The sequence below is a fragment of the Candidatus Rickettsia kedanie genome (genome assembly GCF_045865205.1).
Classification (GTDB): Bacteria; Pseudomonadota; Alphaproteobacteria; order Rickettsiales; family Rickettsiaceae; genus Rickettsia; species Rickettsia australis.
Window position 1 is genome coordinate 30,584 of record NZ_BAABMM010000005.1, and the last position, 26,553, is coordinate 57,136.

The window sequence follows — 26,553 nt, forward strand, 5'->3', positions numbered from 1 at the left end:
AGACGCTACATAATTTTATAGAATAAAAGATAAAAGTTTTTATCTGTTTTACTGGATTCCCGCTTTCGCGGGAATGACATAAAGAGCAATTTCCATAGCTCAGACGATTAGACACCCCAAGCCAAATATAATAATTAAGGAGAAAGTAAGGTATGAGTGAAATAAATATAAGTGCTGTAGCGGTTAAAGAATTAAGAGAAAAAACCGGTGCAGGTATGATGGACTGCAAAAAAGCATTAATAGAAACCAGCGGTAATTTTGAAGAAGCTATAGATTTCTTGCGTAAGAAAGGCTTAGCTGCAGCAGCAAAAAAAGCCGGACGTATTGCTTCTGAAGGTTTAACGGTTGTAAAAGTTGATGGGCTTACCGGAGTGGTGGTTGAAGTCAATTCCGAAACGGATTTTGTTGCTAGAAATGAGCAATTTCAGGATCTAGCTAAGGATATTGCAAACCTTGCAGTAATTGCAAAAACTATAGACACGCTAAAAACATCTAAAATGCAAAGCGGTAAATCAGTTGAAGAAGAGATTATAGAAAATATCGCTACAATCGGTGAAAATTTAACATTACGTCGTATGGATATATTAGAGATATCCGAAGGAGCAATCGGTTCGTACGTACATAATGAAGTTGTACCGAATCTAGGAAAAATTTCCGTATTAGTAGGTCTTGCGTCTAACGCAAAAGATAAAGCAAAACTAGAAGCTTTAGCTAAACAAATTGCTGTTCATGTAGCAGGAAATAACCCGCAAAGTATAAATGATTCAAGCTTGGATCAAGCACTCGTAGAGCGTGAGAGAAAAGTATTTTTTGAGAAATCTAAAGAAGAAGGAAAGCCTGATAATATTATAGAAAAAATGGTAGAAGGTAGAATACGTAAATTCTTCTCTGAAGTTGTATTGCTTCAGCAGAATTTCTTATTTGATCCTAAACTTACTGTTGCGGAAGTAATTAAAAATGCTGAAAAAGAACTCGGCGCAGAAATTAAAATCGCCAAATTTATTAGATACGAACTTGGTGAAGGTATAGAACACGAAAAACAAAACTTTGTCGATGAAGTAGCTGCTATTACGCAAAGTTAAGGGGTTTGTTTTATAGCTTCAATGTCATTCCCACGTGGATACCAAAACATCATTGCAAGCATGCGTTGTTATGCAGACACAATTCCATCCTATCATCCCGCGATTTGAACGGTGTTGTTGCATTGCTCGATGTCATTCCTAGATAAAAGCAGGAAATCCAGTAATTAGAAAGTACAAATATAACAAGTTTTTAAAATTAAAAGCTCGATTTATCTCGCTTTTTTCTGGATTCCCGCTTTCGCGGGAATGACAGCGAGTAGGTTTTCGAGCCATGCAACAAAGCTTATAGTCGGCCGTAATGATGATTTGGGTTCATGCAACAAATCTCTACTTTTATGGGGATCACATCTAGTACTTTTTGAATCCACTCAGTGTCTCGTTACTCCCCTAAAAGTTCTATAGTAAATTCGCGTTCTAGGTGATCTATGTTTACACCACCTTCATTTTGTTGTACTAGTTTATTTCAATACTTATAGTATCCGCTACTTACCGGTAAGGAATATAATTTACCGTTATAAACAGTTAAGGCTGGATACCGTTGGTTCTCAAAAATTATAGGAGTATTTGGTAACGATAACCATTTTCATTTTCCTAATTTTTAAACTTTTTCTATTTGAGAAACTAGGAGAAACTTGCTCAGCAGAATCTAAAGATTCAGTGGTACTAGTAGTACTGTGAGGAGCAGGATTCCTTGCTATATAGGTTGTTTTATTTTTAGGATTGGTACCTAAAACTTCTATTTTTCCTGTATTTATCTTATAAGCATTTACCAAAATTTTACTTCCGGCAGTTGTAACTTTTAGCACCCCTGCCACTGCTTTATAGAATACATAACTGGTAATTATTATTACGGCTCCTAAAAATTCGCCCTCTCCACTATCAGATGAATTTCTGTATTTTTTTCTTCTTTCTCTTGCCTCGATTTGATCTGTTGCCTGTTGATTTGCAATGTGACGTATAGTATCTGGATCTTGCATAATTATATCCTTCATGATTAAATAGCTATTTAATCATGTCACAATTAAAAGTCAAATTTTATTTTTGAAAATTCTACTTTTATTAACTAGCCTTAGCTATGGAAGAAACTTCGTAATTACCTTCAAATATTCATCTAGGACTTTTTGGTTATTCTCAACAAATTTTAAAGCTTTTTCACGATAAGCTTTAAGTTCTAGAGAATTATTAGGGCTAAGGAGATATGTTAGTTTGGTGAGTAAATCTTCACCGTTTTTGATTTGGATAGCTGCTTCATTTTGCAGTACTCCTTTAGCGATATCGGTGTTTTTACTCATATCGGGACCGAATATAATACAATTAGAGAAATATGCCGCTTCTAAAATATTATGTCCGCCTTGTTTAAAAGAACCGCCGATAAAAGAAATTGTAGCTAAGGAAAAAAATAATCCCATTTCGCCGAATCTATCAACTATATAAATATCATTGCTTAAAACAGGTAAATCATTTTGTGACTTAGCGGTCGCGGATAAATTATGTGATTTACAATTATCGATAATGGATTTAACTCGCTCGGGATGTCTTGGAATTAGGATAATATAGCAATCTGAAAATTGCTCTTGTAGGTTTTTGATTATAGGTAAAATCACCTCTTCATCTTCAGGGTGAGTGCTAGCAAATACCACCATTTGTCTATTGTCTAAATGTGAGCTTAATTTTGATAGCTCTTCTTGATTAACTGGAAGTTTTTCATTGGCAAATTTAATATTGCCTAAATTAATTGCATCTGATACGCCAAGTTCATTGAATTTTTGTAAGTCACGCTCGCTTTGCACAATAATGTTACTAAAATGTTTGAGGATAAGCTGAAAGAAGCTTTTTCTTTTTAGCCAAGCTTTAAATGATTTATCGGAAATACGTGCGTTAACTAACAGCAATTTACACTGCCTCGCTCCTTCATTAATAGTACACGGCCATAATTCCGATTCTATAAAAATACCTAAATTAGGTTGCCAATTTTTTAAAAATTTTCGAGTAAAAATAATATTATCTATCGGTAAAAATTGGTGAACTGCTATTTTAGGTAATTTGGCAGTTAATATTTTAGCGGAGCTGTTAGTCCAAGAAGTTACTAAAAAACGAATTTCAGGATAGCGTTTACTTATATTATATATTAATGTTAAAGCTGCCATAGACTCACCGACGCTAGCTGCATGGATCCATATTAAGAAGGAGTTGTCTGGTCGATACTTACCTATAGCAAAACGTTCTTGGATGCGTCTTATATCTTCTTTACCTATTAATAAGCGTATAAGAATTATGATAAAATAAACAGGCAATAATATAAAGCTTAAAGCATAATATAATAACATCATTTCTTTAAGCTCTCTGTTAAGCTTGTTAGTTGTTTTTCAAGGCTTATATGGTTTTGTATTTTATCATTTATGAGTTCTAAAGGTAAGCCAACTATGATTTTAATGATACCAAACGGTAGGGGTATTATTAATTTATCCCAACTTTTTAACCTGAAACATCTAGAAGTGGAACTGACTATAGGAATAAGTTTTTTGTTATATCTATAAGCAATTTCGGTAATGCCGCTATTTACTTTATATACCGGTCCTTTAGGACCGTCCGGTGTGACTATTATATTTGCCCCTTGAGATAACTTACCTATAATATTACGTAAAGCTCCAATTGAATTTTTATTAGTAGAACCTACTATCACTCTGCAACCGAATTTTCCTACTAAAGCGTTTAAAATTTCCCCGTCTAAATGCGGTGATATTAAAGCATAGATATTTCTATGTCCTATAAACATAGCCGGACTTAAGGCAAGCATATTATGCCAAAATGCAAAAATTACCCCTTGTTCGTTTAGGAATTTTTCCTTATTGCCGTTATCGTAAAAAATAAATTGCTGTTTTGATGTAAAATAAACAAAAAGCAAATACCAATATAGTAAAATAGTAATTATACTAAGTACGTATTTATTATTTTTTAAAAATTTTTTAAAAACTTTCCGCATGATTTGTTTTGCCGGTGTCATACCGCGGCTTGACCGCAGTATCCATATAAAGATTTACATTGTTAATATTATTTCTTCTTTAGATACTGCAGTCAAGCCGCGGTATGACAGCTTAGTACTATAAAGCATCACAAGCTCTCTCAATTCTCATACAAGCTTCTTCTAGCTCTTCCATAGAAGTAGCATAAGAGATTCTAAAATATCCCTCTAATCCGAAAGCGATACCGGGTACCACGGCAACTTTTGCTTCTTCAAGTAAATATTCGGCAAAATCATTACTATTGCTAATTATTTTTCCTGACTTAGTTTTATGCCCAAATATTTTATCGCATTTAACAAATAAGTAAAACGCACCTTCCGGCTTATAGCACTCAAAATATTTTACTCTTTTCAAAATTGATAAAGCAAAATCACGTTTTTTTTGAAAATTTAAAGCATTAGGCTTGATATAATCTTGAAGACCGTTTAATGCTTCAATAGCAGCCATTTGACTTATTGAACAAGGGTTTGAAGTACTTTGCGACTGAATAATAGTCATTGCTTTAATTAAAGCTTTAGAGCCCACGCCGTAGCCTATACGCCAACCCGTCATAGAATAAGCTTTAGATACTCCGTTTACGGTAAATATTCTCTCTTTTAAATCAGGTGCTATTTGGGCTAATGTATAAAATTTAAAATCATCAAAAATAATATGTTCATAAATATCATCGGACATTACGTTCACATGAGGATATTTTCTTAAAACTTTAGCAATATTTTCTAGCTCTTCAAAGTTATAGCTTGCACCTGTTGGATTACTAGGTGAGTTAATAATAAGCCATTTAGTTTTATCCGTAATTGAACATTCTAAAGCTTCTACACTTAATTTAAAGTTATTTTCAATTCCGCAATTTACAAAAACAGGTGTTCCTGTGCTAAGTGCAACTATATCAGGATATGAAACCCAATAGGGTGCCGGAATAATTACCTCATTCTCTTTATCTAAGGATGCCATAAATAAATTATATATAACTTGTTTACCGCCGGTACTTACTATTATTTCATCAAGTTCGTAATCTATACTATTTTCACGTTTGAATTTGTCTTTTATTGCTTGCTTTAAAAGAGGCATACCCTCAACGTTAGTATATTTAGTAAAGCCGTCTTTAATCGCTTTAATCGCCGCTTCCTTAATATTGTCAGGCGTATCAAAATCAGGCTCACCTGCAGCAAGTGCAATAATATCAACTCCCGATTTTTTGAGTTCAAGGGTTTTCTTTACAACTGCAAGGGTTGGTGACGGCTTTATAGAATTTAGCCTCGTAGAAATAATTGACATAATTTTGAGTTCGTATTAATGAGATAGTTTGATATCATTCCTGTGACAGCAGGAATCCAGAGTAAAGCGAGCTTTTAAAAATCCTTAAAGTACTGGATTCCCGCTTCCGCGGGAATGACATTAATAAGCGATAATACAGCAATTTTAATCGCAATAAAATTATTTTATTTAAAAATTTATCAAGATATGCTTTATTATAGTAAGGAATATTAATTTAGTAATTAAACTATGCTCGGTAAAATAAAAGACAAAATCAAACATTATTGCTTAACTATAATAAATATACCGAATTTTATTAAGAATAAAATTTTAGAATTTAGAAATTATATAAGTGATTGTAAATATAAATTCTCTCATTTAGCCGAAACTAATTATCAGCTTGGACTTGATCATTTATATAGAGGTAATTTAAATGATGCATTGCTTAGGTTTAAACTAGTCGATAAATTTTTTAATCCTAATGATTCTAAAGTATATTATCAACTCGGATGGGTTTATTTTTTAAAAAATAATTACAGACAAGCTATAGAATATTTAGAACAATCTAATGCACAATATAAAGCTATATTTATAAATTTTTTGAAAAATTATAAGGATATTACTGAAATACCTCAAGAAATTTGGGGAAAATATCATGATTTAACTGCACAATATTATCCTACTATTTTTAATAACGATAAAAATATCCATCTCCCGTATAGGTTTGTTAATGATACACTCAAGCAGATATCTGATTTACCGGATAATTATTCTATTTTGGAACTTGGAAGTAATATAGGGCTGGTAGGTTATGAAATACAAAAACGTTTTCCGGAAAGTTTTACTTTAACCGGTGTAGAAATTTCTACTTTAATGAATGATTTACAAGAAACATATTACCCGAACACTAAAATTTACGATCAAATATATAATATTGCTATCGATGAATTTTTAAAACAAAACTCTAATAAATTTGATATTATTTTTAGTTTTTGCGGATTATCGTTTACTAACAATTTAATAGAATATTTTAATTTAATATACTCATCTCTTAGTGCACAAGGGTATTTTGCCCTTTGTTTACCAAACGCCGCGAAGACGCAATTCTCAGTAAAACGCAAAGAATTTATTTTTAACTTGAATGAAATAAATAATATTTTACAAAAAAATAATTTTACTATATTCACTTCGGAAGAAATAATACTAGCGGACAACAATAAATATAGTATTATTGTTTGTAAGAAAATAACATAAATCAATGAGAATTTTAATTATACTATCTATTATACTATGCTCATTATTCGCAAGAGCTGATCTTGAATATGTTGATAATGACATATATAACTATAATGGTGGAAGAAATGAAAACGGTTGCTTGGAAGTTTATGATCCATACGAAAAATTTAACCGTAAAGTGTTTGCATTTAATTCTGTACTAGATTATATAATATTGCGTCCTTTAGCGATAGGTTATAAGAATATAACGAATGATTACGTAAAAGCACGCGTTAATAGTTTCGTCAGTAATGTCGATACACCGCTTACGGCGGTAAATTACGTGCTTCAGTTAAATTACAATAAAACTATGAAAAGCGTTTGGCGGTTTCTCATTAACACGACGCTTGGTATAGGCGGTTTATTTGATGTGGCAGGTAAAGTAGGTTTGCCGTCTGAACGTCAAACTTTCGGTAGTACCCTTGCACATTATGGAGTTGCCCCAGGTCCTTATTTAGTATTGCCGATAATCGGTAGTACTAACGCAAGAGATATGACGGATTCGGTAGTTACTAATTATGCTCTTAATCCATTAATGTACTACACTCATAATGATTTTGACTTAGGAGTACTAGCAGTTAGTAAAATAAACGATCGATATGTAGTATTACCGTTTAGTGATTATGTGATGAAGAATTCTACCGATCCTTATGTGGCTATGAGATCAGCATTACATCGTGTTCGTGAAGCATCAGTTCAATATCCTGAAAATTTTAAATGTCCTAAACCCAAGAATTAATTAAATTAACGAGGATTATATGCAAAAAATTATTACAGGTTTATTTTTATTAGTTATGACGTGTTCCGCTTATTCTAGCGAGAAAGTGCCTACTGGTTTGAATGATTACGTTACTAATTTAGTAAATGAAGCTTCTAGTATATTAAACGATAGTAAGCTATCTGAGCGAGTAAAAATTGCTAAAGCACGTGAATTAATGTCTCAGAACCTAGATTTTGATTGGATGGCTAAATATACATTAGGCAGAAACGGGATAAAAACTTTATCAGGTGGGCAGGTTCAGGAATTCATCAAAGTTTACTCTAAATATGTTACTAAATCTTATACTGATTTAATAAAAGATTATAAAGGTGCACAGCCTAAAATAGTAGGAGTTCGTCCTTTAAGCTCGACCGATTTTATGGTTGCTATGAATATCATTAGTAATAAAGAGCAAGACCCTATTAAAGTGGCATATCTTGTACGTGAAATGAAAGGGAACGGAAAAGATATTTTTAAAGTTTCTGATATAATTACGGAAGGTGTAAGTCTTATTGGGGCTCAACAAGATGAGTTTACTGATACTTTAAAAAATCAAGGATTTGAGGCACTAATACAAAAATTAGAAAGTCGTTCTTAAATGTATCATTTTTTAGGATTCGATGTCATTCCCGCTTGCGCGGGAATGACATCGAGATCTTTTTAAAAACTGTCAGGTACTATGGTCAAGCCACAGGACTCAAGCACTTTAAAACATTATCTCCCTGAAGATCTTAGCAGGCATTAGTAATAAGTTACTTACATCTCGTTTAGCTATAGCATTAAATATATTGAGCCGAGAATTACCTATTTCAATGATTCCGAAATAAAAGTAGAAATTCAAGAATCGTTTCATAATGAAGATGTAATCATAATACAATCCACATCAAAGTCCGTTAATGATCGCTTAATTGAGCTGTTCTTACTAGTAGATGCAGCAAAAAAAAAGCGGGAGCAAGTCGAATAATTTTAGTAATGCCTTATTGCGGTTATGCAAGGCAAGATAGTATCAATTCTCAAAATATCATTCCTGCTAAGTTAATAGCGGATTTTTTAGAGAAGCTCGAAGTAAACTATGTAATTACTATTAATTTACATTTCGATAAAATAGAGAAATTTTTTAATATTCCTGTTTCTAATCTTGAACCTATAAATTTATATATCCCGTTTTTAAGAACTTATAGCAATTGCGTTATAGTTGCACCTGATAAAGGAAGTATCAATCGTGTTAAAAAATTAGTAATTTATTAAATATAGATTCAGCTTATATAAACAAAAAGGGATATAAATAATAATTGCGAGATGATATTAATAACAGGTAATGTAGAGAGTAAAATTGCATATTACTTGATAATATTATAGATAGCGGTGAAACAATCATAAAAGCAGTAAGATTTTTAAAAGAACATGCGGCCTTATTGGTTAGTGCTTTTATAACTTATGCTGTGCTTGCTGGCGGTTCTAAAGATAAAATTGAAACTTCGATAATAGATAATATTTTTGTTACCGATACTATAGAAGTAGGTGACTTACCTCCAAAATTTCATATAATACCGGTAATGCCAATTATCATAAAAGAGTTAAGAAATATACTATGAGCTTGTGTACTCTAGAGATAAATATATCTGCAATAAAAAATAATTATCTTTTATTACAAAGTATTTGCAAAACATCATTAGTCGGTGCTGCCGTTAAAGCTAACGGTTACGGTCTTGGAGCAGTGCAAATTTCTAAAGCTTTAATAGAAGAAAATTGTAGGCATTTTTTTGTAGCCACAAGCGAGGAGGGAGTGAATTTACGCAAAGCTTTAGGGTTAGATGTTAATATTTTAGTTCTTAACGGCGTTTTTGAACATGATGCTTTAGAGCTTATAGAATATAATTTAACCCCTGTTCTAAATAACTTAAAACAAATAGAAATTTGGCAAAAATTTAGTGATTTGAAACACAGATTATTACCTTGTTATCTACATTTCAATACGGGGATTAATCGTATTGGCTTAAGCTCTGATGAGATAGAGCAGCTAATTAATGATCGTGATTTATTACAAGGGCTAGATTTACAATATATTATAAGCCATCTAGCTATCTCTGAGGAAATAGATAATCCTTATAATCTAGAGCAATTAAACATATTTAAAGCTTATTTACAATATTTCCCAAACGTCAAAGCAAGCCTTGCTAATTCCGGCGGCATATTTTTAGGGCAGGATTACCATTTTGATTTAGCAAGACCAGGGGCTGCTTTATATGGGCTTAATCCTGTAATGAAAAATCCCGTAACCTTAAAAGCTCCTATAATTCATTTACAGAATTTGACACTAGATAGCCATATCGGTTATAATATGACTTTTACAACTAAGCGTGATAGTGTTATTGCCACGTTACCGCTTGGTTATGCCGATGGGTTTAGTCGTAATTTTAGCAATCAAGGCGAAGTATTTATTAATGGTCGCAGCGTTCCTATAGTAGGGCGAATATCGATGGATTTGATAAATATCGATGTTACCGATCTACCACCGCTTGATATTTTTCTAGGGCAGGAAGCGGAAATTATCGGAAATTATTGCACGCCCGATAAAATAGCGAGTATTATAGGTACTATAGGGTATGAGGTATTGACTAGTCTCGGTAGTAGGTATAAGAGAATTTATATTGAGTAGATGCCTATGTGTGATGCCATTCTAGTGTATGAACGTTCAGGGTGTCATTCCTGCGAAAGCAGGAATCTAATCAAATATCTTAAATATTGGTATGAAAAATGCGTGTTTAACAAAATAAGCGTATAAAATACGCTTTCACTGGATTCCTGCTTTTGCAGGCATGACATAGAGTACTTAAATTATAAAAAATATACACAAATGTTATTAAATATAGCTAATTCGGTCGGTAAACGTACTATAAAGTTTGCACAAAGTGTAGGCAGCTTTTCTCTGTTTAGCTTTGCTGCCGTTAGCAGTATCATAAGACCGCCTTTATATTTGAGTTTCATCATCAGACAATTATTATTTATCGGGTTTCACTCGCTGCCGGTTGTTGCGATGACGACTTTCTGCTCAGGTGCGGTACTTGCATTACAGAGCTATACTGGTTTTTCCCGTTTCTCAGCTGAAAGCTCTATTGCAACGGTAGTAGTATTGTCGCTGACTAGAGAGCTTGGACCTGTCTTAGCCGGACTAATGGTATCGGGAAGAGTTGGGGCATCAATCGCCGCCGAAATAGCGACAATGAGAGTAACGGAACAGGTAGATGCTTTATATACTTTATCTACCGATCCTATTAAATATTTAGTTTTTCCAAGAGTAATAGCAACTATTATTACAATGCCTTGTCTTGTTTTAATCGGGGATATAATCGGTGTTATGGGCGGTTATTTAGTAGGGGTATATAAACTTGATTTTAATAGTACGGCTTATTTAACTAGCACTTTTCAGTATTTGGAACCGATTGACGTCATTTCCGGTCTTGTTAAAGCGGGAATTTTTGGGTTTATTATTTCTATAATAAGTTGCTATAGCGGTTATTATTCAGGTAAAGGGGCTAAGGGAGTTGGAAGAGCCACTACCTCGGCAGTAGTAAATTCTTCTATCAGTATCTTAATAAGCAATTATTTAATAACCGAATTATTTTTTAAAGTATAGACTCGTTTAATTTGACAAATTGGCTTTGTTGCGTAGTTAGAAAAACTCACTTGGTGTCATGCCGTGTCTTAACCACGGTATCCAGAAAACAACTAAAAACACTAATATTAGTGTTTTTAACTGGATCCTGCGATCAAGTCGCGGGATGATAGAGGTAAAAGTGAGTCGTACGCAGCCTTGCTCTTTTTCAAATTAAACTTCATCTATAGTTTTTTTATTTGGAGTATGCATGAGTGTGGAAGAATTTAAAATTAAAATTCGGTCATTATATAAATCATTTGCTAATCATAAGGTGTTAGATGGAATAGATTTGGATGTAAAAAAGGGTAGTTCATTAGTTATTTTAGGCGGTTCTGGTAGTGGCAAATCGGTTCTAATTAAAAATATAGTAGGACTGATTAAACCTGATAAAGGTAAAATTTTTATTGATAATGTAGAAATCCAAGATATTTCAAGTAAAAAAAAATTTGAGATTATGGACGGTATAGGCTTTTTATTTCAAGGCGGAGCATTATTTGACTCCTTAAATATACGTGATAATGTTACTTTCGAGACTAAAAAATTATCTAAGAAAGAAAAAAACGACCTTGCCGGTGCAAAGCTGAATTCTGTCGGTTTGTCCCCTAGAATACTTGATCTTTACCCTTCCGAATTATCGGGAGGAATGCAAAAAAGAGTAGCCCTTGCTAGGGCTATTTGTAGTACACCGTCGATTTTATTTCTTGATGAACCTACCACAGGGCTTGATCCTATAATGGCAAATGTTATCAACGAATTAATTATAAAAATCCAAGAAGAGTTAGGGGCAACTACGATTACTATAACTCATGATATGATTAGTGCCGAAAAAATAGCTAAAGAAGTAGCTATGATTTATCAAGGAAAAATTAAATGGTACGGTAGTAAAGATGAAATGCGTAATAGTGATAATCCTTATTTAAAACAATTTATAAATGGATTAACTACCGGTCCTATAGAGGTATAAAATGTTTAAGCACTTATTATGTATAATAATATTTCTAGGTATAAACCTAAATGTTTATGCTATAAACTCTAGCTCTTATACGACAGATGATATAATAAAAATAGTAATTATTCTTGGAATAGTTATTTTAATTTTTAGTCCTGCAAAATTCCGTATAATCGTTATCGGTACTATGTTAGGCTTGGCTTGTGCCTATTTCACATATAAATACATCGTACCTATCTTTATTTATTCACTAGACGGAATGTAATTAGCTCTTGACACTAAGGGAGTATTACTTTATACTCTTTATCTATTGATATATTTATAAGTTTTAAGGTATTTAGCTTATGTCACGTAAGTGCGAACTCACAGGTGTGGGTGTTTTATACGGCAACAATGTATCACATTCTCAACGTAAAACTAGAAGACGTTTTGAGCCTAATTTAAGGTCAGTTAAGTTTGCAAGTGATATAACAGCCGGAGAATATAGATTATCGGTTAATGCTAGATGTATTAGTGCAGTGGAAAAAGCCGGCGGTTTTGATGCATATATTTTACAAGCCGATGATAATGTTTTATCAAGTAACGCTAGAGCTATTAAGAAAAAAATAATTCAGACTAAAACGGCAAAATCATTATGAAAAGCGGTATACATCCAGAATATAAAAAGTTTTTGATTAAAGTAGGAAGCGATGTTTTTGAAACAATGTCTACTCATCCTACAGGTGAAATTTTAATGGATGTTGATTTTAGAAAGCATCCGGCATGGAATAAAGGTTCCGGAAATGTAGTAAATCAATCCAACAAAAGTGTTAGTGATTTTAATAAAAGGTTCTCAGGTCTTTCTTTCGGTGGTAAGAAAGAAGCTAGTTAGGCTTTGTTTGTGGATAACAAATCATTATGTGAGGAAATTGCATAGCAGTTGTATGTCCGCAATCCAGTAAAAAATTCTGATTTATAGAATTTTATTATTTTTTTTAGATTGCCGTGCAATCTATGATTATTCGTTATCTATGCAAGAATGACACTAACAATATTCGCATAGTATTAGACTAAATCACAATATAACACAGATAAGTTGTCAATTCTCAATTATTGCGGGGTGGAGCAGCTCGGTAGCTCGTCAGGCTCATAACCTGAAGGTCGTTGGTTCAAATCCAGCCCCCGCTACCATATTTTTAAATGTCATTCTAGCTCACTTATAGCGTTATTGAAGCCTGTTGATGCCATGCCTAACTCAGTGTTGTTGCATGGTTTGGTTTCCCTGTCTTTGCGTGAAGGTATTGCTGCGTGGATAGTTTTTTTTATCATTGCTTCGCCCTGATTACTATGTAATTCTTCTCGCAAGGCATTGTTGTGTGGATCAGTTGTCATCCTGTGTCTTGACAAAGAGGTAAAATTGATCCACGCAACAATGCCTTCTTGCAATGACGACAAAACCTATCCATATAATAACGTCTAATTTTTCTTACAATGGATTATACAACACCTGCAAATTTATCAAATCTAAAAAACTATGATTAATAATGAAAAAGCGGTAAATAATAAAAAATCAACTGATGGCAGTAAGCTTTTTCGTCATCAAGTTAAATTTGTAGCCGGTGCTATGAATATAAATCAAATCCCCAATTTTTCATTACCGGAAATTGCTTTTGTCGGTAAGTCAAATGTCGGCAAATCAAGCCTAATAAATACGATATGTAATAATAAAAATCTTGCTAAAGTTTCTAATACTCCGGGACGTACTAGGCAAATCAATTTTTTTAACCTTGCAGATAAACTTATTATAGTTGACCTTCCCGGTTATGGTTTTGCTAATGTTCCTATATCAGTCAAAGAACAGTGGGAAGTATTAATTGGTTATTATTTACGAAATAGTCATAATTTAAGGTTAGTTAACTTATTGATTGACTCAAGAAGAAGGGGTATAAAAGAAAACGATAAGAAAGTAGCTGAGCTATTATTTGCAAATAAAAGAGAATTTCAAATTATTTTCACAAAATCCGATAAAGTTACGGATTGTAAAAACCTTAACGATGAAGTACAGAATTTTCTTGCAACTTTAAACTACTCATGTAATGTTATGTATGTAAGTAGTAGGAGTAAAGAAGGTGCAAGAGAACTTAAAGCTAGTTTGGCAAAATGCATCAAACCTTAAAGGTAAAGAGGTAGATAGTATTTCTTCATTAAATAACATTGCTATAATTAAGAATATAATTAAAGTGTAGTAGTGAGTTGAAGCATCAAGCAATAGTTCTAAAATTACCTGCTGCTATTATTATTGACGATAAATTATTTACGGCTTTTATTGAATCTGTTAGATTGCTTGAGATGTGCGGTGCTAAAATATATATAGTACATGATCATATTGATTTACGAAGTTCGTCTTTAATATCACAAATAGATGAAATTTTAGTCAAAAAATTAGTAAAATAAGCGACTATAGTTCTCTAAATAATCCTATTATTATGGAAATTTTATCCAGTTACGTTAACAAGCTTATAGTAACAAAGTTAAGTAGTATAGGTTGTTATGCAGTTGGTATCTCAGGTAAGGATGCTAATTTACTGCAAGCAAAAAAGTCAAAATTATCTCACCGAAAAATTGTAAATCATGATGTTATAAATATTGGTTTTTTTAAGCAAGCCTATTATGATTAATCCAGAAATTTTATTAAATTTTGAAGATAATAATATTATACCAGTGATAGCACCATTTGCGAGTGACAATCAGGAAAAAACGCATTTATTAAATGTTAACTTAATGGTAGCAACAATTGCTTCTGCATTAAGTGCGGAACATTTAATATTGCCATATGAGATATTACAGGTATCCGAGATATTTCCGTATAATATAAAAATACAAGATATTAACTTATTGAAATCAATGTTAGATGATAGTAATAATTTCATCGAAGAAGAATTAATTAAGATAGCGGTTGATGCGCTTGAAAATAAAACGGTTACATACATTTTGTGAATAGTGAAGTACCGAATTCAATATTGTCAACTATGTTTGATATTAACATAAATTAATAGAGGTTTTTTATGTCAGGAGCATTAGCATCTGATCTTTTATTTGTAGGGTTAACTAGACCGCCGATGATATTTGGAGTAAGTATTAAGTTTGCTGCATTAAATATGATAATGACGATGATAGTATTTATTTGGAATAACGGCATTATGATTTTATTCATTGCAGCTGCTTTGCATTTGGTAGCTTATATTATATGTTTTAAAGAACCGAGATTCATAGAGCTATATTTAAATAAAATGTCCAGAACTAGCCAATGTCCTAATAAATTTTACTACGGAGCAAATTCGTATCATATTTGAGTTTTATGTCATTCCCTCGTGGATGCTAAACCTACTCGATGTCATCCTCGCGTAGGCGGGGATCCAGAAAAAAGGTATAAATACAGCAAATTTTTGAAATTAAAAGCTCGATTTATTTCGCTTTATGCTGGATTTCCGCTTTCGCGGGAATGACACAAGAGCATTTACCGGTCTACGCAACAATGCCTTGCGAGCAGCCGTAGGCTGACAGTATAAAATTTCTGAGATTGCCACGTCGAGGCTTCGCCTCTTCTCGCAATGACAAAATAAATCAAAATCGTTAAATCAGGTGAGGTAATGAAGTTATTTAGAACTAGAGCAGCTAAAGAATTAAGGTCTAAACAAGAAAGACCAACTTCGCATTTTATTCCTTATAAATGTCATTGGGATAGTAATACTATTTTAACAAAAGCTAATTCTTTATTACAAGTTATTAAAATAAACGGATTTTCTTTTGAAACTGCTGATGATGAAGATCTAGACATTAAAAAGAATATCAGAAATGCCTTACTTAAAAATATGGCTTCGGGAAATATCGTTATGTATTTCCATACTATTAGAAGACGTAAAGCAGTAATATTTGACGATACGGAATTTACATATGATCCTACTGTAAAAGTTCCTAATGATTTCATTACTTATTTAGGTGTAGAATGGCGTAAGAAACATGCGGGTGCTAGGTCATTTTTTAACGAATTATATGTTAGTATTTTATATAAGCCTGATACCGGCGGTGCTGCTATAGTTGAGTATTTTCTAAAGAAGCTTAGACAAAAATCTAATAAAACCGCTTGGGAAAATGACATGAAAGAGATGAAAGAAAATCTTCAAGAAATGTCAACTAGAGTGGTTAATACATTCAGAAGTTACGGAGCAAGATTACTTGGAGTTCGTCAAACGCAGTCAGGTAGTTATTGTGAAATTTTAGAATTCCTTTCATCTTTAATCAATTGCGGCGATTCACCAGGTCCTATAGCATTACCGCGTGGTACTATTGACGAATATTTACCGACTCATCGTTTATTTTTTGATTCTCGTACTATTGAAGCAAGAAGTCCGCTTGGCAAAAAATATGCCGGAATGATCGGTATACTTGAATACGGGCCTAATACTTCGGCAGGAATGTTTGATGGATTTCTGCAAATGCCTTTTGAATTTGTCATGACTCAAAGCTTTGTCTTTGCTAATAGAACCATAGCGATCGGTAAAATGCAATTACAGCAAAATAGAATGATACAATCCGGTGATAAAGCTACTTCGCAAATTGCTGAAATTAATACGGCCCTTGATATGGCCACTAGCGGTGATATCGGTTTCGGTGAGCATCATTTATCGCTTTTATGTTCTGCGAATAATATTAAAGCTTTGGAAGATATATTATCAATGGCAGCAGTGGAGCTTTCTAATTCAGGCATTCAGCCGGTTAGAGAAAAAGTTAACATGGAACCTAGCTATTGGGGACAGTTGCCGGGAAATATGGATTATATAGTACGTAAATCTACTATAAATACTCTTAATATGGCTAGCTTTGCCTCACAACATAATTATCCGCTCGGTAAAATTAGAGATAACCATTGGGGAGAATATGTCACAGTACTTGATACTACTTCAGGTACGCCGTTTTATTTTAATTTCCATGTAAGGGATGTTGGACATACTCTAATTATCGGTCCAACTGGTGCCGGTAAAACAGTTCTTATGAATTTCTTATGTGCGGAAGCACAAAAATTCAAACCTCGTATGTTCTTTTTTGATAAAGATCGAGGAGCAGAAATATTTATACGTGCTTTAAACGGAGTTTATACGGTAATTGATCCGGGATTAAAATGTAATTTTAATCCCTTGCAGCTTGAAGATACTAGTGGGAATAGAACATTTATTTTAGAGTGGCTTCGTGTACTTGTAACTTCTAACGGTGAAAGTGTAACTGCACAAGATAATAAAATCTTATCTCAAGCAGTAAGTGGTAATTTTAGATTAGAGAAAAAAGACAGAAGGCTTAGTAATGTTATAGCATTTCTTGGTATTGATACACCCAATAGTTTGGCAAGTAGGATTGCAATGTGGGTTGGTAAAGGTTCACATGCTAAGATATTTGACAATGAAGTAGATGATATTGATTTACAAAAAGCAAGGGTATTCGGTTTTGATATGACTGAATTACTTAAAGATCCTGTAAGCCTTGCACCGGTATTGTTATATATTTTCCATCGCATTAATATCTCTTTAGATGGACAGAAAACTATGATAGTACTTGATGAAGCATGGGCTTTAATCGATAATCCGGTATTTGCACCTAAGATCAAAGATTGGTTAAAAGTGTTGAGAAAATTAAATACTTTTGTTATATTTGCTACACAGAGTGTTGAAGATGCCGCAAAAAGTAGAATTAGTGATACATTGATTCAACAAACAGCTACGCAGATTTTTTTACCTAATTTGAAAGCTACGGATATTTATCGTAGTGCATTTATGTTAAGTCAGCGAGAATATATTTTAATTAAAACTACCGACCCTACTACACGTTATTTTTTAATAAAACAAGGAATAGAGGCCGTAGTTGCTAAAGTTAACTTAGAAGGTATGAATAATATAATTAGTGTTTTATCAGGCAGAGTTGAGACTGTAATATTGCTCGATCAAATTAGAGAGAAATACGGTAATGATCCGGATAAGTGGTTACCTATATTTTATGAAGCAGTTAAAACATTATAGATTTAATGGATACCGAGTCGTCATTGCAAGCAGTCGTAGACTGCGTGGCAATCCAGAAAAAGTAATAAAAAAATTCTGTAAATTAGAATTTTTTACTGGATTGCTTAGTCAAAATTTTCAATTTTTCCTCGCAATGACGTTAAAAACTATCTCATACGAGGCAAGTAACTAGTCATGAAATTATTTCCTCGTAGTATACTTATAACATTAGTATTAAGCTTCGCCCTAAATTTAGGGCTAGTTACTAAAACCCATGCCGAGGATACTCTTGATAGCATTGTAGATATTTTGAGTGGCTTAACTTGCGAAACCCAAGGCGTAGGCGATTTGCTGCGTACTGAATTTTCTCATACATGTATTGTTGCTCCGTTCTTTACTTTTGCGGTCATGAATCGTGTCTCTCCCGTTTTATACATGAATACGTTTTTAAAGCTTAAAATAAACGACAGTGATTTATTTAACGATAGTAATTTTGGAAATTTCCCCGGAGGTCAATGTACTCGTGAACACAGAATTGATCCTAAAAATCCAGAATTACGTTTTGCTTTATGTAGTAATGCTAAATTAATTGTATCTCGGGAAAAATCTGTTGCTGAATCGGCACTTGCTATTGCTAAAGCCGTCTTAACAGGGAGTGACCCTTGGGATGATATAAAGAAAGCGTGGGAAAATAAAAAAAAGGAATATCATGTTCCATATAGCGGTAAGCCCGGTGATGACGGTTTTGCATTTGATGTAGGCTTCCCTGTAATATATTGGAAAGTTATTCAAGATAAAGATAGAATATGCGTATCGACAAAAGGATTTACAGGAGACGTCCCTGTCGGCTGTAAATATATGAAAGAGCCGTTTCCGCAATCCATGTATAATAGTTTTATGGATGTAGCAGATAAGGATTTTATTGAAGATCCTAAGGAAACGCCTACCGATCCTTTAGCTTTAGTTTCTTGTAGTGCAGCAGGCGGCGGATGTTATCAAAAAGCTTATAATGCTTCAAAAACTGCAGTAGTCATGACTTCTCCTCTTATAGAATGTATGAGGCAAATGATTGCTAGATTACTAATTAGTAAAGATGTTTGTAGTTTTGATAATGTAGATCAAGTGGTTCATTTGGCTTCAAGGCAAGATAGTGCATTATTTCAGTTCCAAGTAGGAATGTATAAAATAGTTACGGCTTTTCTAACTTTATATGTTATATTTTTTGGCTTTAAACTATTACTTGCAGGTGAAGTGCTGCCAAAAAGTGAGTATATAAATTTTATATTGAAAATGATATTCGTAACTTATTTTTCAATAGGAATTAATATAACCCCTGGTCATGGTTCTCCGTATGACCGGCTAGACGGTATGATTCAGTGGGCGTTTCCTTTCTTACTTAATGGTATAAACGGTTTAGCAGGTTGGGTGATGAATGCTGCTCCGTCCGGTTTATGTAAATTTAACAACCTTTCTTATGACAGTACCGTTTCTTATATTGCATTATGGGATGCGTTAGATTGTAGGGTAGCTCATTATTTAGGACTTGATATATTATCTACGTTACTTGTCGAAAATGCTTATCGAAGCCATGATTTTTTAAATTTTGATTTCTTTAGTTTTAGTGCTCCACCATATGTTTATTTGCTAATTCCGGCGATAATATCCGGTAATATGATGTTGGTATCACTCGCTCTTTCTTATCCGTTACTTGTGATTTCGGTTGCTGCCTTTATGGTTAATGCAACGATTATGTGTATGATATCGATAGTAATACTCGGTATTCTAGCTCCTCTTTTCGTGCCTATGTTTTTATTCACCTATACACGCAATTATTTTGACAGCTGGGTTAAGCTGATGATTTCGTTCTTGCTACAGCCTATGGTGGTAGTTACTTTTATGATTACGATGTTTTCAGTATATGATTATGGTTTCTACGGTAAATGTCAATATAAGAGCAAGTTAATTCACAATAGTATAGAAGACAAAATTCAAGGTGGTATTACTTCTAAGAGGGATATTTTAATATTTTATATTAATAATGATTGGGATGATGCGTCACAATATCCTGATAAAGATTCAGTAGAAAGCTGTCAAAATAGTTTAGGTTATATGTTAAATAACCCTATTACCACGGCATTTAATTTTGCAAAAGATAGTGTAAGTGAAATCGTTGATAGTAAACCAGGAGATACCCCTACCGATAAATTTCTTGCTAAATTCCAGTTTTTATCGGGAGTAGTTTTGGGACCCGGAATGTTTTTCATGTCTCCAAAAGTGCTTTTTGAGAAAATTAAAAATATTTTGCTTGCGTTAGTTACGGCGTGTTTTACATTGTATTTGATGTATAATTTTAGTAGTCAGCTAGCTGAATTTGCTGCAGATATGACGGAAGGAGTAGCTCTTAATAATGTTGCTATAAAACCGCAAGCAATATTTAAGGTAGGTATGGCAGCCCTTGCTGCTGCAGGTGCGGCAACTAAGGGGGTTGATCAGATAGCAAGTAGAGGAGGAGTTGCTGATTTAAAAGCTGGTCAAGGTGGAGGAGTAAGTGATAATATTGCTAAGAGCGGAGGCGGAGGGCCAAATGATAATATTGCTGCAAGTGGAGGTACGTCGGCACCTGCGGTAACAACACCGACAGCTTCGTCTTCTGTAGCAACTTCTAGTCCAAAAACAGTAAGTAGTGAAGTAAGATCAGATGTTGTTACTCCTCCTCCTGCTCCTCCAGAAGCTGTTTCACCACCGCCTACTAATATTAGAACTTCTATTTCTACACCTGCACCACAAAGTAATATTGAAACTGAAAGTGTTGGAAAAATCATAAGAGATAATAATCAAGAAAGTAAAAAAGAGATTGATAATACTCCGCCTCCACAGGAAAAAGTTGACAGCACAAGTAAAGGTACAGGAGTAATTTATTATAGTTTTAACTTAAAGGAACATGAAAATCCGGCAGGAGTAAAGCAAATACGAGAAAATGCAGAGATTCGAGATAAACGTGTAGAAGTAGAGAAAGCGTGGAACGAATTAGTAGCAAGCGGCGGAGGAAGAATAAGAGATCAGCAAGGTGAAGAAACATCGGAGCGACGTGCGAATGCAGAAAAGAAATGGAATGAGTTAGTCGATAGCGGTGTAGTAACTGAGATAAGAGAAAGAGATAATAGTGTAACTAATAAATTTGATAAATTAGCTGATGCACTTAATAAGTCAGAAAAAGCAAAGGTAGAAGAAAATAAAAATATAGAAAATGACAAAAAAGAAGATAATACCACTACGTCACCGCAAGAAAAAGTTGACAGTACAAGTAGAGGGTCAGGAGTAATTGATTATAGTTTTAACTTAAAGGAACATGAAAATCCGACAGGAGTAAAACAGATACGGGAAAATGTAGAGATTCGAGATAAACGTGTAAAAGTAGAAACAGCATGGAATGCACTAGTAGCAAGCGGAGGAGGAAGAGTAAGAGAACAAGAAGGAGGAGAAATATCAGAACGACGTGTAAATGCTGAAAAGGCATGGGATGAGTTAGTAAAAAGTGGCGTAGTAACAGAAAAAAAAGATAATAGTTCTAATGAAAACTCTTAAAACCTTAAAGATATTTATTATAGTTTATATAGTGTCTGTAAACTTAGTGAGCTTTGCCGGCTTTGGAGAATCATGTTCTAGTTTACCGACTACTTCAGATGGGTATTTAGAAACGGACACGGCATATGGCTATATAATTCGTAGTATTGATATGAAAGATCCGAGAGGTAATTGTAATTCAGTTGCGTCTAGTATAACGTTTTGTTTTAAAAATGTCGCAGGTAGTAGTAGTCCTTGCACCATATATAATTTAAATGAAGGTGACTCTAAGAAGATTAGTGATTTAAGTACTGATAATAATCCTGATCTTGGAGCAAATCCTATATTAAAGAATATTGTTTTAACGGTTAAAAAATGGGATAATGATCTATGTTTAGTTATGCCTACGTCAAGAGGACCGATGCCGGTAGCATGTAAATCTTTAAGTGCTACTCCGCCGCCTACTCCGCCTAATGATGAAAATTGTAATATAGGAAAAAGTTGCTATACGGGAGCAAATTATAGTCAATCGTTAATTAATTTTTCCGGTCTTGCAGTTCAGTGTTTGAGCGAAACGCTTAATAAAATATTTTTTGCCGGAAATGGTTGTAGCTCTCAAGATCAAAATTCTAGAATAACTCATCTTGCTGCTTTTTCTACGTTTCAAGGTTATTTAAAGAGAATTATAGGTGCGGCATTAATTCTTTATACTATGTTTTTTGCCTTTAATATGGCTCTAAATAAAGAATATGCAAGTACTGAAAAAATAGCTCTTTTTGTAATAAAGTTCTTATTTGTTACCTATTTTTCTATTGGTCTTGGACCTTTAGATTTTAGCGGTGGTCAGCCGATAAAAGAAAACGGTATGTTAAAATATGGATTACCTCTTTTGACGGGAGCAGCACCGGACTTTGCACAGATGATCTTTAATGCAGTAGGTTCTAGAGGATTATGTCAATTTGATAATTCAAAGTATAAGGATGGTTATAAATTTTACGGTTTATGGGACGCGATTGATTGCCGTATAGGTTATTATCTTGGCTTGGATTTACTTTATAATATAGATAAGAATGGAGTTTTAGGGAATTCAGTCGGTAATGGTCCCGGCGGTAATAATACACCTATACCTAATTTTGATCCTGACGGCAAAAAAGATAGACCGAAAGATTTAAGTAAAGCAGGAGCACTTAGATTTTTTACCGTTATGTTTGGATTCCTTATGGCCGGAAACGTTATTATACTTGCGGCAGGTTTAGTATTTTCTGTAATATTTTTATCTATACTTTTATATTTTATTACGCATTATTTAGTTTGCATGATTACTATTTACGTTATGACATATATTTCTCCTATATTCATTCCTATGGCTCTATTTACTCGTACAAAAGCTTATTTTGACGGGTGGTTAAAAGTATGTATTTCATGTGCATTGCAGCCGGCAGTAGTAGCAGGTTTTATAGCTTTATTACTCACTATGTATGATTCCGCAATATTTAAAAATTGTGAATTCCTTAGATATGATTATGAAAAAGGGGATATTAGATTTAGCACTTTTGAGTTAAGGCTCCCTAACGGCGGAGCAGATAAATGTCAGGAAAGTTTTGGATATAAAATGTTACAATATTATGCAGGTGAAGGTTGGGAAGAGCATTTATTGAGACTTTTCCCAATAAAATCAATTGTTAGAGATGTTGTATCTATTTTAGCGGAACTTTTGTGCATATTAGTATTTTCGGTTATTTTTTATTATTTCTCTAAATCTATAGGGCGATTTGCTTCTGATTTAACTAATGGTCCTAATATGGATACAGTAACGGCAAGCCCAACTAAAATCGTTGATTTAGTAAAGAAAGGAGCAGCTTTCCTTAAGGATGCAGCCATGGCTTCACAAGGTAAGCCGTCGGTAGGAGATAAGCCGGATGTTGGAGGTAAGCGTAAAGAGGGAGAACAGCAAGGTGGGGATTCAGAAAGCGGTGCAGGCGGAGGATTAGCTGATGTAGCAAGTGGTTCGGGTGGAGGTAAATAATAGAATATGCAGAGTAACTTATTAAAAGTTTTAGGAGTACTCGCTATAGTAGGAACGTTAGTTTGCTTTATTTTTGCAGCACTTGGTATGATAGGAGCAGTAAAAGTCGGTGACGGCTGCTACATGAGATATGCTCCGGACGGTAAAGGAGGTTCAGATTCAATAACGGGTACTATAACTCTTAATGCTAATGCTAATTATGTAAATACTTCTAAGATATTGCCCGACGGTACGACTCAGCTTATTCCTGATCCCAATCATTACGGTGAATGGTTAAATACTCAGGTACTAGTAGAAAAAAGCCAACCGGTGAATTTACAAGTGGTCGGTCAGGTTAGTTTATGTTTAGCTTATGTACCAAAAGATAATGTACAATTTACTGAAAGTACAAGGCCTGGTAAATCTAATTTAGACGATAAAGGTAACATGATTCCGATTCCTCGTATTACCGATGCAAATCATCCGCCTCTCTCTCTAATAATGGATGCAAAAAATAATGAATGGCGTAATATTGCCGAATTATACGCTAATGATAGAGTTTTAGTTTCCGTATCTCCTAATTTTGCCAATACAGATGCGACAGTTGAGGATGCTTTTAAAGATGATACGGTTACGAAAGATTGTTCCCAAGGCAAAACTTCTTATGAGTCGATTTGTGGAAAATATTCTATTTATTCCGGTAAATATGTTAATGCTTGCGAACTGAAGCAAAATTATTGGCAAGGTAATAAGCATCGGGAAAAATGTCATTGTGTTTTTGGATGTATTCATCAAGAAGATGTTGCACAGTGGATATGTGATGCTGCTAATGCCGCTTCTCATTGTTGCCTTGGTTTTACATGTGACTCCTTACCTGCTTGGATAAATCATGAGGGCGACATGCCAGAGGCTTATAAAGATGACGGTAGTTTTACCTTTAGCTGGTCGAATAATTCCAGTAATTTATTTATTGATTATGCGGGACTTCAATGTTCTAATAACGCCAATATTCCTCCAAACGGTCAATGTCCTGATAGTGTCGAGAATCGTAGTCCTAAAGATAAAGATTATATTGGAGGTGTAAATTGTACTTCAGGAATATGTAAGGATGGAGATTTTCAAAAGAATCGAAGATTTTGGTATACGGCGGACGGTAAAGGAGGCAAAGGACCAACTGGATTAATATATCAAATGAATGATGCGGGTTCTGTAAGTCAAGCTCTGCCTTCTAAGCTAGAATTTGCTGAGTTTGTTGCGGAGCCAGAGCAACCGCCTGACTATAAAGCTAAAGACGGTAAATATTTATATAAAGTTATATATAATAGACCTTTTAACAGTAATATTGAAAAAAGCTATTTACAATATAGGCTTTGGTATCCCGCCTCACAAGATGCTAGTAAGAATACGGGAGGATACGTTTTAAATATTAAACAGACTAAATGCTATAGAGAGAATGGTAATAGTTTTAACGATACTTTTGATGATCGGGGACGAGTGCAATACATAATAGTAAAGCCTTCGGAAAACCCGAATACTAGCGGTAAAACCTATTCACCTCAAGGAATTAGCGTTAATAGTGACGGTCAATATCACTTTAACGCAAATGAGGATGGTTATATATGGATGAAAATTCTAAATGATCCTAGTAATAATTTAAGGGACTATAAAGATAGTGAAGGTAGCTATAAAGTACATTTCTCAACATCCTTAAAAGTAGGAAGTTTTACTATTAAAGTAATGAATCCGTTACTTCAGTTATTTAAAACTAAAGTGCAAGGAGCAGCTACTTCTATTTTTAAAAATATGGTATGTTATAAAGCCACTGATAATGCATCCTGTACTAACTTTTTTACCTATATTAAAGCGATTTTAATTCTATATGTGATGACTTATGGAGCAATGTTCTTGCTTGGTTTTGCTAAGATAAACCAAAAAGAGCTAGTAATTAGAATAGCAAAAATTGGGGTAGTTAGCGGACTTATGAACGGTAATACCTTTGAATTTTTCAATAACTATCTTTTTGATGCAATTACTAATTTTTCAGATGCAATTATTGCTAATATGAGTGGATATAGTTTGTTTACTTCTACTAATACTATTTCTAATCCTTTCATGTTTTTAGATGCAGTAATGAGTAAAATATTTTTTAATCAAACCTTTATCGCTCAATTACTTTCACTGCTTTCTATTGGGCTTAGCGGTATTATATATTTTATAATTACTTTTATTGCGGTTGGTATAGTAATTATTACGGCACTTAGAGCTGTTGCCGTTTATATTATGGCATTTATGGCAACTTGTATATTAATCGGTATAGCCCCTTTATTTATTAGTTTCTTATTATTTGATTTTACTAGGTATTTATTTGATAATTGGGTGAGGTTTACGATCCGCTATATGATAGAACCGGTAGTTATGATGGCAGGTATTATAGTGCTAACCCAGTTATTTACCATTTATCTAGATTTTGTTCTAGGTTATAGCGTTTGTTGGAAATGTGCTTTACCGATAAAAATTCCGTTTATCAGTACTATTTTACCTATTGCATTGCTGAATGTACCTATCTTCTGTATTAATTGGTTTGCCCCTTGGGGAATGGATTATATGTCGGGTATGATGGGAGTAAATATGCAAAATATCATAGCTCTAGTTATTATTGCTTACGGTATGTATGGTTATGTCGAATTTTCAGGGCGTATGGTAGCAAAATTAACTAGTGCTGCCGGACCTTCGGCTACTGAAATTGGTGATAGAATGTCTCATGATGCAGGACAAAAAGCATTAAGTCCAATAGGAATGGATGATAAAACAAGACAAGGTATTACCGGCAGAGCAGAAGCACGATTAAAACAACGCAATAAGACATTAGATCAAGCTGAAAAAAAATAGGAAAAATACGCAAAAAGAAGGAGGCGAAAAGACAAATGAGGAACCGCCTAAACCTGAAACAACGA

Annotated in this window: 24 protein-coding genes, 1 tRNA gene and 1 pseudogene; 22 read left to right on the plus strand and 4 right to left on the minus strand. The window is 33.8% G+C overall.

What is annotated here, in order from left to right; all coding sequences use genetic code 11:
- Nucleotides 1-152 precede the first annotated feature (152 nt).
- Nucleotides 153-1,082, plus strand: coding sequence for a translation elongation factor Ts (tsf, locus tag ACKTSD_RS00585; RefSeq protein ID WP_412707525.1), 930 nt, complete (start codon nucleotides 153-155; stop codon nucleotides 1,080-1,082).
- Nucleotides 1,083-1,627: 545 nt separating this feature from the next.
- Here the strand turns inward: tsf and ACKTSD_RS00590 are convergent.
- From ACKTSD_RS00590 to ACKTSD_RS00605, 4 genes are all read right to left on the minus strand, one after another.
- Nucleotides 1,628-2,059, minus strand: a complete 432-nt coding sequence (locus ACKTSD_RS00590) for a hypothetical protein (protein ID WP_412707526.1) — start codon at nucleotides 2,057-2,059, stop codon at nucleotides 1,628-1,630.
- Nucleotides 2,060-2,155: 96 nt separating this feature from the next.
- A complete protein-coding gene (gene waaA / locus ACKTSD_RS00595) occupies nucleotides 2,156-3,412 on the minus strand; it encodes a lipid IV(A) 3-deoxy-D-manno-octulosonic acid transferase (protein WP_412707527.1) in 1,257 nt (418 codons plus the stop codon).
- Entirely contained in the window at nucleotides 3,409-4,065 is a 657-nt protein-coding gene (locus ACKTSD_RS00600; RefSeq protein WP_412707558.1) for a lysophospholipid acyltransferase family protein, read from the minus strand. The genes waaA and ACKTSD_RS00600 overlap by 4 nt, the downstream gene beginning before the upstream one ends.
- Nucleotides 4,066-4,183: 118 nt before the next feature.
- On the minus strand, nucleotides 4,184-5,383 hold the full coding sequence (locus ACKTSD_RS00605) for a pyridoxal phosphate-dependent aminotransferase (RefSeq protein ID WP_412707528.1): 1,200 nt from the start codon (nucleotides 5,381-5,383) through the stop codon (nucleotides 4,184-4,186).
- 228 nt (nucleotides 5,384-5,611) lie between these two features.
- Here ACKTSD_RS00605 and ACKTSD_RS00610 point away from each other — a divergent pair, with 228 nt between their 5' ends.
- From ACKTSD_RS00610 to ACKTSD_RS00710, 21 genes and pseudogenes are all read left to right on the plus strand, one after another.
- The gene (locus ACKTSD_RS00610) at nucleotides 5,612-6,616 is read left to right on the plus strand and encodes a methyltransferase domain-containing protein (RefSeq protein WP_412707529.1); all 1,005 of its coding nucleotides are present in this window, start codon (nucleotides 5,612-5,614) and stop codon (nucleotides 6,614-6,616) included.
- 4 nt (nucleotides 6,617-6,620) lie between these two features.
- Nucleotides 6,621-7,376: an MlaA family lipoprotein gene (locus ACKTSD_RS00615; RefSeq protein ID WP_412707530.1), complete on the plus strand. Its 756-nt coding sequence runs from the start codon at nucleotides 6,621-6,623 to the stop codon at nucleotides 7,374-7,376.
- 19 nt (nucleotides 7,377-7,395) lie between these two features.
- Nucleotides 7,396-7,995 carry an MlaC/ttg2D family ABC transporter substrate-binding protein gene (locus ACKTSD_RS00620; RefSeq protein ID WP_412707531.1) on the plus strand — a complete coding sequence of 200 codons (600 nt, stop codon included), beginning with the start codon at nucleotides 7,396-7,398 and terminating at the stop codon, nucleotides 7,993-7,995.
- 225 nt (nucleotides 7,996-8,220) lie between these two features.
- Complete coding sequence (locus tag ACKTSD_RS00625; protein ID WP_412707559.1) at nucleotides 8,221-8,361, plus strand: ribose-phosphate pyrophosphokinase-like domain-containing protein; 141 nt, start codon at nucleotides 8,221-8,223, stop codon at nucleotides 8,359-8,361.
- 8 nt (nucleotides 8,362-8,369) lie between these two features.
- Complete coding sequence (locus tag ACKTSD_RS00630) at nucleotides 8,370-8,645, plus strand: ribose-phosphate diphosphokinase (RefSeq protein ID WP_412707532.1); 276 nt, start codon at nucleotides 8,370-8,372, stop codon at nucleotides 8,643-8,645.
- A 128-nt stretch (nucleotides 8,646-8,773) separates the two neighbouring features.
- Nucleotides 8,774-8,992 carry a hypothetical protein gene (locus tag ACKTSD_RS00635; RefSeq protein WP_412707560.1) on the plus strand — a complete coding sequence of 73 codons (219 nt, stop codon included), beginning with the start codon at nucleotides 8,774-8,776 and terminating at the stop codon, nucleotides 8,990-8,992.
- Entirely contained in the window at nucleotides 8,989-10,056 is a 1,068-nt protein-coding gene (locus ACKTSD_RS00640) for an alanine racemase (RefSeq protein WP_412707533.1), read from the plus strand. Before ACKTSD_RS00635 ends, ACKTSD_RS00640 begins: the two co-directional genes overlap by 4 nt.
- A 198-nt stretch (nucleotides 10,057-10,254) precedes the next feature.
- Complete coding sequence (locus ACKTSD_RS00645; RefSeq protein WP_412707534.1) at nucleotides 10,255-11,034, plus strand: MlaE family ABC transporter permease; 780 nt, start codon at nucleotides 10,255-10,257, stop codon at nucleotides 11,032-11,034.
- Nucleotides 11,035-11,092: 58 nt separating this feature from the next.
- Nucleotides 11,093-11,230 (plus strand): hypothetical protein, encoded by a 138-nt coding sequence (locus ACKTSD_RS07795; RefSeq protein WP_456237190.1) that lies wholly within the window; start codon nucleotides 11,093-11,095, stop codon nucleotides 11,228-11,230.
- A 33-nt stretch (nucleotides 11,231-11,263) separates the two neighbouring features.
- A complete protein-coding gene (locus ACKTSD_RS00655; protein ID WP_412707535.1) occupies nucleotides 11,264-12,019 on the plus strand; it encodes an ABC transporter ATP-binding protein in 756 nt (251 codons plus the stop codon).
- A gap of 1 nt (nucleotide 12,020) precedes the next feature.
- On the plus strand, nucleotides 12,021-12,269 hold the full coding sequence (locus tag ACKTSD_RS00660) for a DUF5510 family protein (RefSeq protein ID WP_412707536.1): 249 nt from the start codon (nucleotides 12,021-12,023) through the stop codon (nucleotides 12,267-12,269).
- 79 nt (nucleotides 12,270-12,348) lie between these two features.
- Entirely contained in the window at nucleotides 12,349-12,642 is a 294-nt protein-coding gene (rpmB, locus tag ACKTSD_RS00665) for a 50S ribosomal protein L28 (RefSeq protein ID WP_412707537.1), read from the plus strand.
- Nucleotides 12,639-12,875 (plus strand): 50S ribosomal protein L31, encoded by a 237-nt coding sequence (gene rpmE / locus ACKTSD_RS00670; protein ID WP_412707538.1) that lies wholly within the window; start codon nucleotides 12,639-12,641, stop codon nucleotides 12,873-12,875. The genes rpmB and rpmE overlap by 4 nt, the downstream gene beginning before the upstream one ends.
- 222 nt (nucleotides 12,876-13,097) lie before the next feature.
- Nucleotides 13,098-13,174: transfer RNA gene (locus ACKTSD_RS00675), tRNA-Met, on the plus strand.
- A gap of 343 nt (nucleotides 13,175-13,517) precedes the next feature.
- Complete coding sequence (gene yihA / locus ACKTSD_RS00680; protein ID WP_412707539.1) at nucleotides 13,518-14,159, plus strand: ribosome biogenesis GTP-binding protein YihA/YsxC; 642 nt, start codon at nucleotides 13,518-13,520, stop codon at nucleotides 14,157-14,159.
- Nucleotides 14,113-15,036: pseudogene (locus ACKTSD_RS00685) on the plus strand (amino acid kinase family protein). Before yihA ends, ACKTSD_RS00685 begins: the two are co-directional and overlap by 47 nt.
- 12 nt (nucleotides 15,037-15,048) lie before the next feature.
- Entirely contained in the window at nucleotides 15,049-15,336 is a 288-nt protein-coding gene (locus tag ACKTSD_RS00690) for a type IV secretion system protein VirB3 (protein WP_412707540.1), read from the plus strand.
- A 297-nt stretch (nucleotides 15,337-15,633) separates the two neighbouring features.
- Nucleotides 15,634-18,051: a VirB4 family type IV secretion/conjugal transfer ATPase gene (locus ACKTSD_RS00695; protein WP_412707541.1), complete on the plus strand. Its 2,418-nt coding sequence runs from the start codon at nucleotides 15,634-15,636 to the stop codon at nucleotides 18,049-18,051.
- 174 nt (nucleotides 18,052-18,225) lie between these two features.
- The gene (locus ACKTSD_RS00700) at nucleotides 18,226-21,615 is read left to right on the plus strand and encodes a TrbL/VirB6 family protein (RefSeq protein WP_412707542.1); all 3,390 of its coding nucleotides are present in this window, start codon (nucleotides 18,226-18,228) and stop codon (nucleotides 21,613-21,615) included.
- Complete coding sequence (locus ACKTSD_RS00705; protein WP_412707543.1) at nucleotides 21,602-23,620, plus strand: TrbL/VirB6 family protein; 2,019 nt, start codon at nucleotides 21,602-21,604, stop codon at nucleotides 23,618-23,620. Before ACKTSD_RS00700 ends, ACKTSD_RS00705 begins: the two co-directional genes overlap by 14 nt.
- 6 nt (nucleotides 23,621-23,626) lie before the next feature.
- The gene (locus ACKTSD_RS00710; protein WP_412707544.1) at nucleotides 23,627-26,488 is read left to right on the plus strand and encodes a TrbL/VirB6 family protein; all 2,862 of its coding nucleotides are present in this window, start codon (nucleotides 23,627-23,629) and stop codon (nucleotides 26,486-26,488) included.
- Nucleotides 26,489-26,553: the final 65 nt, after the last annotated feature.

Excerpts from the sequence above, each read along its gene's own strand:
- tsf (WP_412707525.1), top strand. The coding sequence starts at position 153 with ATGAGTGAAATAAATATAAGTGCTGTAGCGGTTAAAGAATTAAGAGAA.
- ACKTSD_RS00590 (WP_412707526.1), bottom strand. The coding sequence starts at position 2,059 with ATGCAAGATCCAGATACTATACGTCACATTGCAAATCAACAGGCAACA.
- waaA (WP_412707527.1), bottom strand. The coding sequence starts at position 3,412 with ATGATGTTATTATATTATGCTTTAAGCTTTATATTATTGCCTGTTTAT.
- ACKTSD_RS00600 (WP_412707558.1), bottom strand. The coding sequence starts at position 4,065 with ATGCGGAAAGTTTTTAAAAAATTTTTAAAAAATAATAAATACGTACTT.
- ACKTSD_RS00605 (WP_412707528.1), bottom strand. The coding sequence starts at position 5,383 with ATGTCAATTATTTCTACGAGGCTAAATTCTATAAAGCCGTCACCAACC.
- ACKTSD_RS00610 (WP_412707529.1), top strand. The coding sequence starts at position 5,612 with ATGCTCGGTAAAATAAAAGACAAAATCAAACATTATTGCTTAACTATA.
- ACKTSD_RS00615 (WP_412707530.1), top strand. The coding sequence starts at position 6,621 with ATGAGAATTTTAATTATACTATCTATTATACTATGCTCATTATTCGCA.
- ACKTSD_RS00620 (WP_412707531.1), top strand. The coding sequence starts at position 7,396 with ATGCAAAAAATTATTACAGGTTTATTTTTATTAGTTATGACGTGTTCC.
- ACKTSD_RS00630 (WP_412707532.1), top strand. The coding sequence starts at position 8,370 with ATGCCTTATTGCGGTTATGCAAGGCAAGATAGTATCAATTCTCAAAAT.
- ACKTSD_RS00640 (WP_412707533.1), top strand. The coding sequence starts at position 8,989 with ATGAGCTTGTGTACTCTAGAGATAAATATATCTGCAATAAAAAATAAT.
- ACKTSD_RS00645 (WP_412707534.1), top strand. The coding sequence starts at position 10,255 with ATGTTATTAAATATAGCTAATTCGGTCGGTAAACGTACTATAAAGTTT.
- ACKTSD_RS07795 (WP_456237190.1), top strand. The coding sequence starts at position 11,093 with ATGCCGTGTCTTAACCACGGTATCCAGAAAACAACTAAAAACACTAAT.
- ACKTSD_RS00655 (WP_412707535.1), top strand. The coding sequence starts at position 11,264 with ATGAGTGTGGAAGAATTTAAAATTAAAATTCGGTCATTATATAAATCA.
- ACKTSD_RS00660 (WP_412707536.1), top strand. The coding sequence starts at position 12,021 with ATGTTTAAGCACTTATTATGTATAATAATATTTCTAGGTATAAACCTA.
- rpmB (WP_412707537.1), top strand. The coding sequence starts at position 12,349 with ATGTCACGTAAGTGCGAACTCACAGGTGTGGGTGTTTTATACGGCAAC.
- rpmE (WP_412707538.1), top strand. The coding sequence starts at position 12,639 with ATGAAAAGCGGTATACATCCAGAATATAAAAAGTTTTTGATTAAAGTA.
- yihA (WP_412707539.1), top strand. The coding sequence starts at position 13,518 with ATGATTAATAATGAAAAAGCGGTAAATAATAAAAAATCAACTGATGGC.
- ACKTSD_RS00690 (WP_412707540.1), top strand. The coding sequence starts at position 15,049 with ATGTCAGGAGCATTAGCATCTGATCTTTTATTTGTAGGGTTAACTAGA.
- ACKTSD_RS00695 (WP_412707541.1), top strand. The coding sequence starts at position 15,634 with ATGAAGTTATTTAGAACTAGAGCAGCTAAAGAATTAAGGTCTAAACAA.
- ACKTSD_RS00700 (WP_412707542.1), top strand. The coding sequence starts at position 18,226 with ATGAAATTATTTCCTCGTAGTATACTTATAACATTAGTATTAAGCTTC.
- ACKTSD_RS00705 (WP_412707543.1), top strand. The coding sequence starts at position 21,602 with ATGAAAACTCTTAAAACCTTAAAGATATTTATTATAGTTTATATAGTG.
- ACKTSD_RS00710 (WP_412707544.1), top strand. The coding sequence starts at position 23,627 with ATGCAGAGTAACTTATTAAAAGTTTTAGGAGTACTCGCTATAGTAGGA.